Here is a 14,116-nt window from a genome sequence, read left to right as displayed (position 1 = left end):
GCCCCGGCGCCGCCGGTCTCACCGGCTGCCCGCGCCCGTCGACGGCTCGTTCACCGAGGCCCGCGGCCCGGTGAGGAAGACCAGACGGAACTTGCCGATCTGGACCTCGTCGCCGTTCTGCAGCTCCGAGGAGTCCACCGGCTCCCGGTTGACGTAGGTGCCGTTCAGGCTGCCGACATCGACCACCTGGAACGAATCGTCGTCCTGCCGGAATTCGGCGTGCCGACGGCTCACGGTGACGTCGTCGAGAAAGATGTCGCTGTCCGGATGGCGGCCCGCCGACGTGGTCGGCTGGTCCAGCAGGAATCGCGAACCCGCGTTGGGACCCCGCTTGACGACCAGGAGGGCGGCCCCGACGGGCAGCCCCTCGACCCCCTGCACCGGCTGTTCGCCGGTCGGCTCTGCGGAGCGCGACGCGTCGACCTCGTTCAGGAAATCCGCGCGGAAGACCGACGTGGTCTCGGCCGCGCTCTCCCCGTAACCCGGGTCATTGTTCTCGCTCACCGTTTCTCTCCTCCTCGAACCTGATTATCCATGCAAGCAGGTGAAGCCATGTCCGACACGACTGTGCCGCGACGCCGGATTTCCGCACTCGGCGACGGCCGATGGCGTTGGCATCGACCGTACCCTGCCAGGGTGTCGCTGTGCAGGGAGAACCGGGAAGGCCGGATCAGCCCCCGATAACTCCTCGGTAACCCTCCGCGTCGAGCAGTTCACCGAGCGTTTCATCGAGGCCGCCCGCGTCGGCGACCTCCAGCTCGAAGAGCCACCCGGCGTCGTACGGGTCGCTGTTCAGCGCCTCCGGCTCCGACCCCAGATCGCCGTTCACCGCAACGACTCTCGCGGCCAGCGGGGCGTAGATGTCGGAGACGCTCTTGGTCGACTCCACCTCCGCGATGCCGTCGCCCGCGGCGACCTCCTTGTCGACCTCGGGCAACTGCACGAACACGACGTCACCCAGTTGTGACTGGGCATAGTCGGTGATGCCGACCCGGACCCGCGCCGGGCCGACCCGGCGCACCCACTCGTGCTCCTCGGTGTACCGCAGGTCCTCCGGAGTCAGGGTCACGGGCCGTCCTTTCGTCGTGAACGTCGGGGCAACTCTATGCGAGGTCCGCCACCGGCGACCGGCGGGATCGCCCTCGCCACCGCGATGGCCTTTCCGAGGTAGAGCAGGCCGGTCCAGACGTACACGGCCGTGCCCCAGATCAACAGGGCACCGCCGAAGGCCCGTCCGAAACCGTCGGCGGGCCAGTCCATCTCCCCCGCCAGCAGCCACGGCAGCGCCGACATGAGCGCGAAGGTGGCGGCCTTGCCCAGGTAGATCACCTCCGGCGGGGGCAGCTCGCGACGCCGGTAGATCGAGAGCGTCGCGGTCAGCACCAGGTCGCGGCCGACGAGCACCAGCGCCACCCAGAGCGGAAGCAGGTCGCGCAGCACGAAGGCGGCCAGCGTGGTGACCAGGAAGAGCCGGTCCACGAAGGGGTCGAGCAGCGCGCCGAGCCGGGAGGACTGGTCGAGCAGCCGGGCCAGCTTGCCGTCCAGGAAGTCGGTGACGCCGCTCGCGATCAGCAGCGCGAAGGCCCAGCCGTCGGCGCGCTCGACGAGCAGCAACCAGAGGAAGACCGGGACGCCGACCAGGCGCAGCACACTCAGCACGTTGGGCACGGTGAGGATCCGGTCGCTCGTCACGCCCCGTGCTTACCGCACCGGCGGCCACCGCGCCACGGCCGGGCCGGTGTTTCCCCGACCCCGGCACCAGCGAGTGTGCGCAAGATCATTTCCGCGGCGCGGGCGAAACGGACGTTCCGGACCAGCCACGTCGGTCTGCCCGGCAACCGGCTAGCGTATTCCTTCGTGTCCGATGAGCTGCTCGACCTGCGCACCTACCTGCCCGCCGCGGAGATGCGCGAGCGCGGCCGCGCGCTGCGACAGCGCACGCCGCTCATCGCCCGCGACCGCCCCGCCGAGGGGGCGCACCGGCCCGCGGTGCTCGATTTCATCGCGGCCAGCAACCGCGAGCGGCTGGCGCACCTGATCCCGCTGCGGATGGGGCGGATGGCGGCGTCGCCGTTCAGCTTCTACCGGGGCGCCGCCGGGCTGATGGCCGCCGACCTGGCAGGCGGGCCGGACTCCGGGCTCACCGCGCAGCTCTGCGGCGACGCGCACGCCGCCAATTTCGGGCTGTACGGCAGCGCCGCCGGCGAGATCATCATGGACATCAACGACTTCGACGAGACCGTCGACGGCCCGTGGGAGTGGGATCTGGAGCGGCTCGCCGCCAGCCTGGTGCTGGCCGGTCGGGTGGCGGGGGCGAGCGAGGACGACTGCCGCACCGCGGCCCGCGATGCCGCGCGCTCCTACCGCCGGGCCGTCGACGAGCTGGCCGAACTGCCCTTCATGCAGTCCTGGTGCGCACTGCCGGACGAATCGGTGCTGGAGCGGGCGCAGGCGCACGGGCTGATCGACGACTTCGAGAAGGCCGCGAAGAAGGCGCGCAAGAACACCAGCGCCAAGGTGGTCGCCAAGTGGGTGGAGGAGAGCGACGAGCACGGCGCCGGGCTGCGCAGGCACCGCTTCGTCAGCGACCCGCCGCTGCTGACCCGGGTCGAGGAGAGCGTGCGCGAGGCGGTGCTCGGCGGGCTGGAGCGGTACGGCGCCTCGCTGCGCGAATCGCGGCGCAACCTGCTCTCCCGGTTCGCGCTCTCCGACGTGGCGTTCCGGATCGTCGGCACCGGCAGCGTGGGCCTGCGCACCTACGTGGCGCTGCTGCACGGCAACCACGGCGAGTCGCTGGTGCTGCAGGTGAAGCAGGCGATCCCCTCCTCGCTGGCGCCGTTCCTGCCAGGCACCCCGCCCGCGCACAACGGCGAGCGGATCGTGCAGGGCGCCAGGCTGGTTCAGGTGGACACCGACATCCTGCTCGGCTGGACCTCGTTCGACCCGGACGGCACCGGCACCGAGCTGCCCTTCATCGTGCGGCAGTTCCGCAACCTCAAGGGCAGCATCGACCCGGCCGGGCTCACCAGCCGGGACCTGGACGACTACGGCAGGCTGGCGGGCGCCCTGCTGGCCAGGGCGCACACCCGCTCGCTCGACCCGCGGCTGCTCGCCGGATACCTCGGCGACGACGCGGAATTCGACACCGCGATCGAGAACTTCGCGGTGCGCTACGCCGACCGCACGGAAGCCGACCACGCCGAGCTGACCGCGGCGATCCGCTCCGGCGTTGTCGCGGCCGACGACCCCCGGTAATTTCGAACACGTCACTTTCGACGCGAAGGGCGGTTCTCTCGAATGCTCGTCCGCATGCAGAACTCCGGGGGCAGCAATGCCGAACGCGCCCTGCTCGACTGGCTGCGCACCTGGAAGGACCCGCGCAGCCCGCACGGCGTCGCCACGCTGAATGTCAGCCTGTTCCACACCAATCGGCTCTTCCCGCTGGACGCGGTGATCTGGACGCCGACCAGCTGCGTGATCATCGAGGCCGAGGCGCTGGCCGCGCGCCAGGACGGTGTCCTGCGCATTCCGCTGAACGGGCCGTGGACCATCGACGGCGAGCCCGCCGCCCTGGAGGGGCGGGATCGGCGCACCCCGCTGGAGCGGTCGCGGGAGCACACCTTCGCGCTGCAGGACTGGCTCTCCGCGCGCGGGCTCGGGCAGCGGGTGGTGCACGGGCTGGCGCTGGTGGTGCCGATGCGCGGCGCCGACGTCTCGGTCGAACAGGGCTGGAGCGACCCGAGTTTCGACGTCATCCTCGGCGACGACCCGGAGCGGCTGCGGCACTACTTCCAGACGCTCGCGGTGCAGGAGAAGCACCTGTGGACGGCGAACGACGTCGCCGTCGCCTTCCGCGGCCTCGGCATCCTGCCCTACCTGCCCGCCCCGCAGGAGCTGCTGAACGAGGGGTTCCTCGGGCCGATCGACATCACGCTCTGGCACGGCGGGCCGAACCAGGCGCAGGCCGAGGCGTACGCCGCCGAGCAGGCGGCGGGCACCGACACCCGCCTCCCCCTGCTCTCCGTGCAGTCCCCCTGGTACAGCCCCTGGAAGCTGTACCCGCGCAAGCACGGCGACATCGACTTCGGCCAGGCGGTCATGCGCACCGGCCTCGCCCTCGGCATGTTCGTCGCCTTCGTCTGGATCCTCTGGTTCGTCGTCACCGCCATCCTCACCGTCGCCACCTGAGCCGCCGTGTGCCGTGCGACCGCGACCTGCGATGATCGTCGTCATGGGCGCACCTGACGGAAGCCGCGAGCGTCATGTCACCGCCGCGGAGTTCGCCGACGGGGCAACCTCGGAGCTGGGTGACATCGAGATCGTGAACGGCCGGGTCATCCGCATGATGGCGCAGAGCCGCCTGCACAGCCGGGTCGTCCGACGGCTTGCCGGGCTGCTCGAGGCGGCCCGGCGCGACGGCGGGCCGTGCATGGAGGTCGACTCCGACGTCGCGGCGCGGTTCGCGGATGCCGAGGCGCAGGCGGCGGATCGGCGACTGAACATCCGCTACCCCGATATCTGGATCCGGGACTGCGAACCGTACGACGTGAACACGGTTCGCGACCATCTCCTGCTGGTCGTGGAGGTGACCTCCGAGTCGACCATCGACGCCGACATCACCGACAAGCGGATCCAGTACGCGACCGCGGGCATCCCGCGCTACCTGATCGTCCGGCTCGACCAGAAGGAAGAGCGCATCGAGGAGATCGAGGACTACCGGCTCGACTGGTCGGGGCGCCGGTACCGGGTGCACGCCGTCCACCGGCGGGTGCTGCTCCTCGACGACCCGGTGGAGGCGACCATTCCGTTCGACGTGCTCGAGCAGCCCTGACCCGGGCCGGGCCTTCGGAGCGGGCCCGGCCCGGTGGGATCAGGTGCGGTCGTAGACGCTGGCGTCGCTGAGGAGGGCGGCGCGGAGCATGGAGTCGGGAACGCCCATGGCGTCGACCAGGGTGAGGACGTCGGGGCGGAGGCGGTCGACCAGCTCGTTGACGCCGCGGCGCACCGCCTTGGCCCGCTCCACCGACATGAAGCGGTGCATGATGTACCAGTCCGCGTTCTCCTCCAGGGTGGCGAAGACGAAGAGGTCGCAGACGGTCTCGGCGAGGGCGCGGGCCTCCGGGTCCGCGATGTCGGCGATGCCCTCGATGAAGGCCTCCAGCACCAGCCGGTCGATGTGCGCGGTGCCCGCGGTCAGGATGTGGTCCTGGGCATTGTTGAAGGCCTCGAAGGGGCCGGTCTCCTGCGCCCTGGCGCGCAGCCGGTGCGCGGCGGTGCGCACCAGGTAGTCCTCGCGGTCGGCGAAGAGCGAGAGCTGGGTGGAGCGGCGGGAGAGGTCGCCCTCGTCCACGGTGTCGTCGCCGCGGTCGCGCAGCGTCTGGATGAGCTGGCGCACGCCGGAGCGCTTGCGCACCACGTCGCCGGCGGTGGTGGCGACGAAACGCACCCAGCCGAGCGCGTCCAGGTCGCGCACCTCGTCGGCGTAGGCGGTGAGCAGCTCCTTGGCGACGAGCTGGGTGAGCACCACGTTGTCGCCCTCGAAGGTGGTGAAGACGTCGGTGTCGGCCTTCAGCGTCACCAGCCGGTTCTCGGTGAGGTACCCCGCGCCGCCGCAGGCCTCGCGGCACTCCTGGATGGCCCTGGTGGCATGCCTGGTCTGCGCCACCTTGAGCCCAGCGGCGCGCTTCTCCAGCGCCCGCTGCGAGCTGGTGTCCAGGTCCTGCCCGGTCTGGATGAGGTGCATCCGGCGCACCAGGTCGTTCTGCGCGAAGGCCAGCGCGTAGGACTTGGCGATCAGCGGGATCAGCCTGCGCTGGTGCGCCCGGTAGTCCATCAGCACGACCTCCTCCCCGGTGTCCGGGTCGGAGAACTGCCTGCGCTGCACCGCGTACTTGACCGCGATGCTGAGCGCCACCCGCGCACCCGCCGCGGCGGCGCCGCCCACGCTGATCCGGCCGCGCACCAGGGTGCCGAGGGTGGTGAAGAAGCGCCTGCTCGGGTTCTCGATATCGGAGGTGTACTCGCCGTCCGGGGTGACGTCAGCGTACCGGTTGAGCAGGTTCTCGCGCGGGATGCGCACCTGGTCGAAGACGATGCGGCCGTTGTCGACGCCGGGCAGCCCGCCCTTGAGGCCGTCGTCGGAGGTGGTGACGCCGGGCAGGTCGTTGCCCTCCTCGTCCCGGATCGGCACCAGGAAGCAGTGCACGCCCTTGCTCTCGCCGCCGGTGATGAGCTGGGCGAAGACCGCGGCCATCCGGGCGTGCTCGGCGGCGCCGCCGATGTAGTCCTTGCGCGCCGACGGGGTCGGCGAGTGCACCACGAACTCCTCGGTCGCCGGGTCGTAGGTGGCGGTGGTCTCCAGGCTCTGCACGTCGCTGCCGTGGCCGGTCTCGGTCATGGCGAAACAGCCGAGCAGATCCAGCGAGATGAGCCTGCGCACGTACTCCCGGTGCCGCTCGGTGCCGAGGTTCTCCACCGCGCCGCCGAAGAGCCCCCACTGCACGCCGGATTTCACCCAGAGCGAGAGGTCGGCGTAGGCCAGCATCTCCAGCCCGACGACGGCGGCGCCGGGCTCCCCGGTGCCGCCGTTCTCGCGGCGGAAGTTGCGGTCCGCGAAGCCGAGCTTCACGATCTCCCGCATCTGCTCGAGCACCCGGGTGCGGGCCGCCCGGTAGTCGAGAGTCGGATCGCCGGCGAACTTGTCGTCCGCCAGCGCCGCTCTGGCCTCCTCCCGGACGGCGCCCCACGGACCGTCCAGAGCACCGCGCAGGTGCGTGATCACCGGGTTCTCAGTCGTCGTCGACGTGCCGCTCTCCATATTCCAGACGATAGCCCGCCGGATGCCGGGCAAACCGTGACGAACATCGTGTCGCCGCATCCTGTCCCCTTGTGGATTGAACGGTTGTTTAATATGCTGAACGGGTGTTCAACGACCGTGCCGACCTCAGCACTGCCGCCCGCATCCGGGACGCGGCGGTGCTGGAGTTCGGGCAGCACGGCTTCGGGGTCGGCGTGCGGGCCATCGCGGCCCGCGCCGAGGTCTCCCCCGGTTTGGTCAACCATCATTTCGGCTCCAAGGAGGGATTGCGCCGGGCCTGCGACGACCATGTGCTCGGCTTCGTCCGCGATCAGCGGGTGGAGGTGCTGACCGGCGGCGATATGGCGGGCGGGATGCTCGCCGCCATGGCCGAGATGGAGGAGTACGCACCGCTCTTCGCCTACCTGGTGCGCAGCCTGGAGGACGGGGGGCCGCTGGCGGATTCGCTCTTCGACCACATCGTCGACGATGCCGTCACCTACACCGAAGAGGCGGTGGCGGCCGGAATCATCAAGCCGAGCCGGGATCCGGCGGCCCGCGCCCGGTATCTCATGCTGCTCAATCTCGGCGCCACGCTGCTCTACCTGCGCATGCGGCGCCGCCGCGATCCGGAGCTGGACGATCGGCAGGCGCTGCGCGATCTCATGTCCGAGTTCGCCCTCCCGGCGCTGGAGATGTACACCCAGGGCCTGCTCACCGACCCCGCCGTTCTCGATTCCTTCCTCCAGGAGAAGTGATGTCCGTTATCGACATCGAGGGCCTGCGCAAGACCTTCGGCCACGTGGCCGCGCTCGACGGGCTGGAACTGTCCGTCGCCGAAGGCGAGATCCACGGCTTCCTCGGCCCCAACGGGGCGGGGAAGTCGACCACCATCCGGGTGCTGCTCGGGTTGCTGCGCGCGACCTCGGGCGCGGTCGCGCTGCTCGGCCGGGATCCGTGGCGCGACGCGGTGGCGCTGCACCGGCAGCTGGCCTACGTGCCCGGCGATGTCACGCTGTGGCCCTCGCTCTCGGGCGGGGAGACCATCGACCTGCTGGCCCGGCTGCGCGGCGGGATCAATGCCGGGCGGCGCGCGGAGCTGATCGAGCGCTTCGACTTCGACCCGCGAAAGAAGGCGCGCACCTACTCCAAGGGCAACCGGCAGAAGGTCGCGCTGATCTCGGCCTTCGCCTCCGACGTCCCGCTGCTGCTGCTCGACGAGCCGACCTCGGGGCTGGATCCGCTGATGGAGCAGGTGTTCCGGGAGTGCGTGCGGGAGGCGGGGGCGCGCGGGGCGACGGTGCTGCTGTCGAGCCACATCCTCTCCGAGGTGGAGGCGCTGTGCGAGCGGGTCACCATCATCAGGGCCGGGAAGACGGTGGAGACCGGGTCGCTGGCGCAGCTGCGGCATCTGAGCCGCACCTCGATCACCGCCGAACTGACCGGCGACCCAGGTGATGTGGCGGCACTGCCCGGTGTCGCTGATGTGCAGCGCGACGGGTCGGTGCTGCGGTTGCAGGTGGACGCCGAGCACCTGGGCGCCGTCGTCCGGCTGCTCGGCGACACCGGGGTGCGCAGCCTCACCAGCACGCCGCCCACGCTGGAGGAGCTGTTCCTGCGGCACTACAGCGCCGACGGCGCCGAGCCCGCCGACCGGCAGCGGGTGCGGGCATGAGCGCGCCGGAGCGGGGAGCGGAAGCAGCGCGGAGGCACGCGCCGGATCGCCCCGCGGCGAGCGGCGCTCGCGCGCCGCGCCGGGCGGCGGATCTCACCGGTACCCGCCGGTTGCTGCTGCTCTCCCTGCGCCGGGATCGCGTGGTCGCGCCGCTGTGGGTGCTGGTGATCGGGCTCATGCCCGCCCTGCAGCTGGTCAGCGTGAAGGACCTGTACTCGTCCCCGGAGCAGCTGGAGCAGTTCGCCGTGACCACCGCGGCCAGCCCGGCGCTGCTGGCCATGTACGGGCCGGTGTTCGGCACCTCGCTCGGCTCGATCGGCACCTGGAAGGCCGGGGCGATGTACACCGTCATCGCCATCGCCACCATTCTCACCGTCATCCGGCACACCAGGGTCGAGGAGGAGACCGGGCGCGCGGAGCTCGTCGGCGCCACCGGCATCGGCCGCTTCGCCGGGCTCACCGCCGCGCTGCTGCTCACCGGCGGCGGCTCGCTGCTGGCCGGGCTGGTCTGCACGCTGTCGCTGCTCGGCAGCGGCGAGCCGCTCGCCGGATCGCTGGCGTGGGGAGCATCGCTGGCCGCGTCCGGGCTGGTCTGGGCCGGGATCGCGGCGGTCGCGGCCCAGGCGAGCACCGGCGCCAGGGTGGCGCGCGGCATGGCCTTCGCGGCGCTCGGCACCGCCTTCGCGCTGCGCGCGGCGGGCGACGCGGGCAATGGCGTGCTCTCCTGGTTCTCCCCCATCGGCTGGTGCCTGCAGATCCGCCCCTTCGCCCAGGAGCGCTGGTGGGTGCTGCTGCCCCTGCTCACCGTCGCGGTCTTCGCGGCCGGGTTCGCCTACGCACTGCTCGACCGGCGCGACACCGGCGCCGGGCTGCTCGCCGAGCGCCCCGGCCGCCCGGCCGCCGGGAACTCGCTCTCCGGCGCGTTCGGCCTGGCGGCGCGGCTGCAGCGCGGCGCCCTGCTGGGCTGGACCGTCGGTTTCGCGCTGTACGGGCTGCTGATCGGCGGCGCGGTGGGCAGCGTCGGCGACCTGCTCGGCGACAACGACACCCTGCGTGACCTCATGGACCGCATGGGCGGGTCGACGGCGCTGGAGGACTCCTTCATCACCTACGCACTCACCCTGCTCGCCGCGGTCGCCGCCGCCTACTCGGTCTCGGCGCTGCTCCGGCTGCACGACGAGGAATCGAGCTCCCGGATGGAGGCCACCCTGGCCGGTGCGGTGAGCCGCACCCGGCTCGCCGCCGCGCACCTGACCTTCGCCCTCGCCGGCCCCGCGCTGCTGCTGGTCGTGGCCGGCGTGGCCGTCGGACTGGTCTACGCCCCGCAGACCGCCGACCCCGAGCACACCTTCGACGCCACGGTGGCCGCGGCGGCGGTGCAGCTGCCCGCGGTCTGGGTGGTCACCGGGATCGCGGCCGCGCTCTACGGCCTGCTGCCCCGCTTCGCGCCGTTCGCCTGGGGTGTGCTCAGCGCCATGATCGTGGTCTACTTCGTCGGCTCGCTGGACGCGCTGCCGCAGTGGGTCATGGACCTGGTGCCGTTCACGCACCCGCCCAAGCTGCCCGGCGCGGAATTCACCGCCGAGCCGCTGCTCTGGTTGCTCGCGATCGCCACGATTCTGCTCGCGGCGGGGGTGATCGGCTTTCGGCGGCGTGATCTGCGCTGACACCGACCGGTCTTGGTGTGATCGGAGCCATTTCCGGCCGGGGGCGGATGCGGCGACCGCCCGAACGTGACTACTTTCGCGGGCATGGTGCGAGGAGATTTTCCCGGGGTGGTCCCGGCCCGCGATGGTCGCGGGCCGGGCCGGGCCCCGCGCGCCGACGTCCTCGGTGGCGGATCCGGAGTGGATGCGCTCTCGCGCGGCGTCGGCGCCGACGAGACAGCGGGCGGCGCGACCGCCCGGAGCACGCGACAGCACGGGTGGCGGCGCGGGCCGTGGCGGCGGCGCAGCCGGGTCTCGCCGGTGGTGAGCCAGGCGGTCGGCCTGCTGGTCGCCGACCGGCAGGCCACCGCCGACACCATCGTCGCCGCCCCCGCGCCGCTGCAACCCATCGACCTCGGCGACGACGCCCAGGTCACCGAGGTGCTCGACCTGGCGGTCCGGGTCGGCGAGGTGGTGCTCGCCTCCGGCACCGGGGTGGTCGACACCACCACCCAGGTGCAGTTCATCGCCGCCACCTACGGCCTGGCCAAGGTCGACGTCGATGTCACCTACGACAGCATCCGGATCTGGGCCGACCGCGGCTCGCTGCTGCCGCCTGCCAGCACCATGCGGGTGGTGCGCTACCGCTCGCTGGACTTCACCCGGCTCGCCGCGGTGGACCGGCTGACCCGGCGCATCCGCTCCGAGATCGTGCCGCCCGGCGACGCGCGCGCCGCGCTGGACGCCATCACCGGTGCGCCGCACCCCTACCAGCGCTGGGCGGCGACGCTGGGCTGGTCGCTGCTGGCCGCCTCGATCGCCGCGCTGCTCGGCGCCGGGCCGATCGTCGCGCTGCTCGCCTTCCTGACCACCGCCGCCATCGACCGGACCAACCGGCTGCTGAACCGGTACGGCCTGCCCTTCTTCTTCCAGCACATGGTGGGTGGCGCGCTGGCCGCCGCCCCGGCCGTCGGGCTGGCCGCGGTGGCCGGGCCGCTCGGCCTCACGGTGGACCCGACGCTCATCATCGCGGCCGGGATCACCGTGCTGCTCTCCGGTTTGTCGCTGGTCGGCTCGGTGCAGGACGCGATCACCGGGGCGCCGATCACGGCGGCGGCCCGGATGCTGGAGGTCGTCATGATGACCGGCGCGATCATCGCCGGGATCGCGCTGGCGCTGCGGGTCGGCGAGGTGATCGCGACCCCGGTGCTGCCGGTGGACATGAGCCCGCCGCGCGCGCTCACCGACCTGCCGGTGCAGATCATCGCGGGCGCGATCGCGGCAGCCGCCTTCGCGCTCGCCTGCTACGCGGAGCGGCGCGCGCTGGCCGCGGCGGCGTTCAGCGGGGCCGCGGGCACCATCTGCTATGTGGTCGCCGGGCACATCGGCTTCGGGCCGGTGACCGGCTCCGGCTTCGCGGCCGTCGTGGTCGGGCTCGCCGGTGGCCTGATGGCGCGCCGCGCGCTGACCCCGCCGCTGGTCGTCGCGGTCGCCGGGATCACCCCGCTGCTGCCCGGCCTCGCGCTGTACCGGGGGCTGTACGGGCTGCTCAACGACCAGCTGCTGCTCGGCTTCAACCAGCTCTTCGGCGCCATCGGCGTCGGCTGCGCGCTGGCCGCAGGCGTCACGCTGGGCGAGTGGGTGGACCGGACCGTGCGCAAGCCGCGGATCCTGCGCCGCTTCGGCGCGCTGCGCAAGCCGACCATTGTCCGGCGCCCGAAGATCTCGCTGCGCCGCAAGCGCTGACCCGGCCCCCGGCGGTGCGCCGAATCGGCGGGGGTCGCGCACAACGCCGCTATCGCGCACAACGCCGCTATCGCGCACAACGCTGCTGCGGCCGACAGACCCGCCCGGTATCGTTCGTAGCGTCAATCAGGTCCTCCGGCGGGTGCCGGGCGGCGAGTCGAGGTGGAGGCCCGCTCATGTCGGATACGGTTCCGTTCTCCGTTCAGATCCGTACCGCCACCGAGCGGCAGCACACCGAGGCGGAGAACTCCCGCTTCATGGCCGACATGCTCGGCGGCATGCTCGGCCTCGACTCCTACCAGCGCTACACCGGCCAGCTGTGGTTCGTGTATCGGGCGCTGGAGGGCCGCTGGGCCGAGCTCGCCGACGATCCGGTGGCCGGTCCGTTCATCAAGCCGGAGCTGGCCCGCACCGCCGAACTCGAGCGCGACCTGACCCACCTGGTCGGCCCGGACTGGCGCGACGGCCTCACCGCGCTGCCCGCCACCGCCGCCTACGCCGCCCGCATCGACGAGTGCGCCCGCGACTGGCCGGCCGGCTACATCGCCCACCACTACACCCGCTATCTCGGCGATCTCTCCGGCGGCCAGGTGATCCGCGGCACCGCCGAGAAGCTGTGGGACCTGCCGCACCGCGGCGACGGCGTGCGCTTCTACGTCTTCGAGGGCGTGCGCAATCCGGCCGCGTTCAAACGCGAATACCGCGCCCTGCTGGACGAATTGCAGCTGGACGACCTGGAGCGGCGCCGCGTGCTCGACGAGGGACAGCGCGCCTTCGCGCTGAACACCGCGGTCTTCGCCGAGCTGGACGCCGAGTTCGCCGAGCGCCGCCTCTCCTGACACCAGATCGACATATTTCTGGTAATCCCCTGCGGCACTTGGTGATCCGTTCCGTGCGGCATCTGGCCAGGTAGCGGATCACATTGCCCCCGGTGCGGGTGCACCATTACCATCGACTATCAGTCGGGACGACGACGTTCCACCCGCGGGGGCCGGCAGGCAGCGCGCTCGCTGCTCCCGCACCAGGTTCCCCGCACCGCTACCGCCCGAATGCCGCTGTCGCACACCCTTTTCGCGGCGTGATGCCGCAACACAGGCCGGTCCGCACCGCGCCTCGGGCCAGGGCGCGGGGAACCTCACGGGAGGCACCGCCGCCTCCGCACGCACCCCAGCCGACCCCGGAGGAGTCATGGTTTCGTATATCGTCACCGGCGGCAGCGAGTTCCTGCGCGGGCGAGTCGTGCGGCAACTACTCGACGCCGACGGCTCGGCCGTCGTGCACGTGCCCACCGACCGCACCGGCGCCACCCTGCTCGCGCTGCCCGCGGGGGTCAGGGTGCCGCAGCGCGACGTCGCCGCGGTCGACCACATCGTGCACCTCGGCCCGGTGAGCGGCAGCACCGCGCAGGCGAACCACCTCACCGAGCTGCGCTGGACCCTGGCCTCGGCCGCGCGGCTCGGCGCCACCCTGAACTACCTCTCCTCGGTGGCCGTCGCGGGCGCGCACCCCGGCAAGTTCTTCGAGGACGACTTCGATATCGGCCAGCCGCTCACCTGCGCCGCGCACCGGCTCGCCTTCGCCGCCGAGGAGCTGGTGCGGCGCGCCCGCGACGTGCGCTGGCGCATCTTCCGCTCCGGCATTCTCTCCGGCGACTCGCGCACCGGCGAGATCGACCGCGCCTGCGGCACCGCGCCCTTCCTGGCCGCGGTCGCCCGGCTCACCGAGCTCCCCGCCGAGCTGCCGTTGATCCTGCCGGACTGGGGCACCACCAATGTGGTGCCGGTCGACTACGTGGCCTCCGCGCTGGCCGAACTGGTGCGCAGGCCCGGCCAGCACAGCCGCACCTTCCACCTGGTCAACCCGGCCAGGCAGAGCTTCGGCGAGCTGTACGCGGCGCTGGCCCGCGCGGCGGGCGCCCCGCGCGGGATCGCGGTGCCCGGCAGCGGGCTCCTCTTCGACCGGCTCGCCAAGCTGCCCGGCTACCCGCTGCTCCGCGACCACGTGCTCGACCTGCTCGGCATCCCCGCGCACGCCCCGGCCCAGGTCCGGGTGGCCGCCGAGTTCATCGACGACACCACCCGCGCCCGGCTGCGGCACACCGGCATCGCGGTGCCCGGCTTCGACAGCTACGCCGACCGGCTCTGGGCCCAGTGGCGACGCGAGGCCGCGACCGCCCCGCTCGCGCTCACGAGCGTGCACCGCAGCACCGCGGCCGCCCCGCGGCGCGCCATGGCCGAGGTCTGATCGCCGTTC

General features: G+C 72.1%; 13 protein-coding genes. 9 read left to right on the top strand and 4 right to left on the bottom strand.

The window, feature by feature from the left end; genetic code table 11:
• Positions 1-18: 18 nt before the first annotated feature.
• The 3 genes from garA to NH2_RS06230 all read right to left on the bottom strand — a co-directional run bounded on the left by garA (position 19) and on the right by NH2_RS06230 (position 1,692).
• Positions 19-504 (bottom strand): glycogen accumulation regulator GarA, encoded by a 486-nt coding sequence (gene garA / locus NH2_RS06240; RefSeq protein WP_067649677.1) that lies wholly within the window; start codon positions 502-504, stop codon positions 19-21.
• 166 nt (positions 505-670) lie between these two features.
• Positions 671-1,069 carry a glycine cleavage system protein GcvH gene (gcvH, locus tag NH2_RS06235; RefSeq protein ID WP_067649674.1) on the bottom strand — a complete coding sequence of 133 codons (399 nt, stop codon included), beginning with the start codon at positions 1,067-1,069 and terminating at the stop codon, positions 671-673.
• Entirely contained in the window at positions 1,066-1,692 is a 627-nt protein-coding gene (locus NH2_RS06230) for a CDP-alcohol phosphatidyltransferase family protein (protein WP_067649671.1), read from the bottom strand. Before NH2_RS06230 ends, gcvH begins: the two co-directional genes overlap by 4 nt.
• A gap of 213 nt (positions 1,693-1,905) precedes the next feature.
• On the opposite strand from NH2_RS06230, the gene NH2_RS06225 reads away from it, so the two are divergent.
• From NH2_RS06225 to NH2_RS06215, 3 genes are read left to right on the top strand one after another with little or no spacing between them, the layout of a single operon-like run.
• A complete protein-coding gene (locus tag NH2_RS06225) occupies positions 1,906-3,255 on the top strand; it encodes a DUF2252 domain-containing protein (RefSeq protein ID WP_067652382.1) in 1,350 nt (449 codons plus the stop codon).
• A 54-nt stretch (positions 3,256-3,309) separates the two neighbouring features.
• Complete coding sequence (locus NH2_RS06220; RefSeq protein WP_245650455.1) at positions 3,310-4,188, top strand: nuclease-related domain-containing protein; 879 nt, start codon at positions 3,310-3,312, stop codon at positions 4,186-4,188.
• A 43-nt stretch (positions 4,189-4,231) separates the two neighbouring features.
• Positions 4,232-4,831 carry a Uma2 family endonuclease gene (locus tag NH2_RS06215; RefSeq protein ID WP_067652380.1) on the top strand — a complete coding sequence of 200 codons (600 nt, stop codon included), beginning with the start codon at positions 4,232-4,234 and terminating at the stop codon, positions 4,829-4,831.
• A gap of 39 nt (positions 4,832-4,870) precedes the next feature.
• On the opposite strand, the gene NH2_RS06210 is transcribed toward NH2_RS06215, so the two are convergent.
• Positions 4,871-6,817, bottom strand: a complete 1,947-nt coding sequence (locus tag NH2_RS06210) for an acyl-CoA dehydrogenase family protein (protein ID WP_067649666.1) — start codon at positions 6,815-6,817, stop codon at positions 4,871-4,873.
• A gap of 104 nt (positions 6,818-6,921) precedes the next feature.
• Between NH2_RS06210 and NH2_RS06205 the strand changes: the two genes are divergently transcribed.
• The 6 genes from NH2_RS06205 to NH2_RS06180 all read left to right on the top strand — a co-directional run bounded on the left by NH2_RS06205 (position 6,922) and on the right by NH2_RS06180 (position 14,107).
• Positions 6,922-7,554 carry a TetR/AcrR family transcriptional regulator gene (locus NH2_RS06205; protein WP_067649663.1) on the top strand — a complete coding sequence of 211 codons (633 nt, stop codon included), beginning with the start codon at positions 6,922-6,924 and terminating at the stop codon, positions 7,552-7,554.
• A complete protein-coding gene (locus NH2_RS06200) occupies positions 7,551-8,471 on the top strand; it encodes an ABC transporter ATP-binding protein (protein ID WP_067649660.1) in 921 nt (306 codons plus the stop codon). Before NH2_RS06205 ends, NH2_RS06200 begins: the two co-directional genes overlap by 4 nt.
• Positions 8,468-10,138, top strand: coding sequence for an ABC transporter permease (locus NH2_RS06195; protein ID WP_067649658.1), 1,671 nt, complete (start codon positions 8,468-8,470; stop codon positions 10,136-10,138). The genes NH2_RS06200 and NH2_RS06195 overlap by 4 nt, the downstream gene beginning before the upstream one ends.
• A 303-nt stretch (positions 10,139-10,441) precedes the next feature.
• Positions 10,442-11,863, top strand: coding sequence for a threonine/serine exporter family protein (locus tag NH2_RS06190; RefSeq protein WP_245650513.1), 1,422 nt, complete (start codon positions 10,442-10,444; stop codon positions 11,861-11,863).
• A gap of 176 nt (positions 11,864-12,039) precedes the next feature.
• Positions 12,040-12,702 (top strand): biliverdin-producing heme oxygenase, encoded by a 663-nt coding sequence (locus tag NH2_RS06185; RefSeq protein ID WP_067649657.1) that lies wholly within the window; start codon positions 12,040-12,042, stop codon positions 12,700-12,702.
• 349 nt (positions 12,703-13,051) lie between these two features.
• Positions 13,052-14,107: an SDR family oxidoreductase gene (locus NH2_RS06180; RefSeq protein WP_067649655.1), complete on the top strand. Its 1,056-nt coding sequence runs from the start codon at positions 13,052-13,054 to the stop codon at positions 14,105-14,107.
• Positions 14,108-14,116: the final 9 nt, after the last annotated feature.

Source organism: Nocardia harenae NBRC 108248, from assembly GCF_001612885.1.
GTDB lineage: Bacteria > Actinomycetota > Actinomycetes > Mycobacteriales > Mycobacteriaceae > Nocardia > Nocardia harenae.
The sequence above is the reverse complement of the archived record's forward strand: the minus strand, read 5'-3'. Positions and strand labels throughout refer to the sequence as shown.

What these genes read in the sequence shown, in the direction of transcription:
- NH2_RS06180 (WP_067649655.1), top strand. Translation starts at nt 13,052, where the DNA reads ATGGTTTCGTATATCGTCACCGGCGGCAGCGAGTTCCTGCGCGGGCGA.
- NH2_RS06220 (WP_245650455.1), top strand. Translation starts at nt 3,310, where the DNA reads ATGCAGAACTCCGGGGGCAGCAATGCCGAACGCGCCCTGCTCGACTGG.
- NH2_RS06225 (WP_067652382.1), top strand. Translation starts at nt 1,906, where the DNA reads ATGCGCGAGCGCGGCCGCGCGCTGCGACAGCGCACGCCGCTCATCGCC.
- NH2_RS06215 (WP_067652380.1), top strand. Translation starts at nt 4,232, where the DNA reads ATGGGCGCACCTGACGGAAGCCGCGAGCGTCATGTCACCGCCGCGGAG.
- NH2_RS06195 (WP_067649658.1), top strand. Translation starts at nt 8,468, where the DNA reads ATGAGCGCGCCGGAGCGGGGAGCGGAAGCAGCGCGGAGGCACGCGCCG.
- NH2_RS06210 (WP_067649666.1), bottom strand. Translation starts at nt 6,817, where the DNA reads ATGGAGAGCGGCACGTCGACGACGACTGAGAACCCGGTGATCACGCAC.
- NH2_RS06185 (WP_067649657.1), top strand. Translation starts at nt 12,040, where the DNA reads ATGTCGGATACGGTTCCGTTCTCCGTTCAGATCCGTACCGCCACCGAG.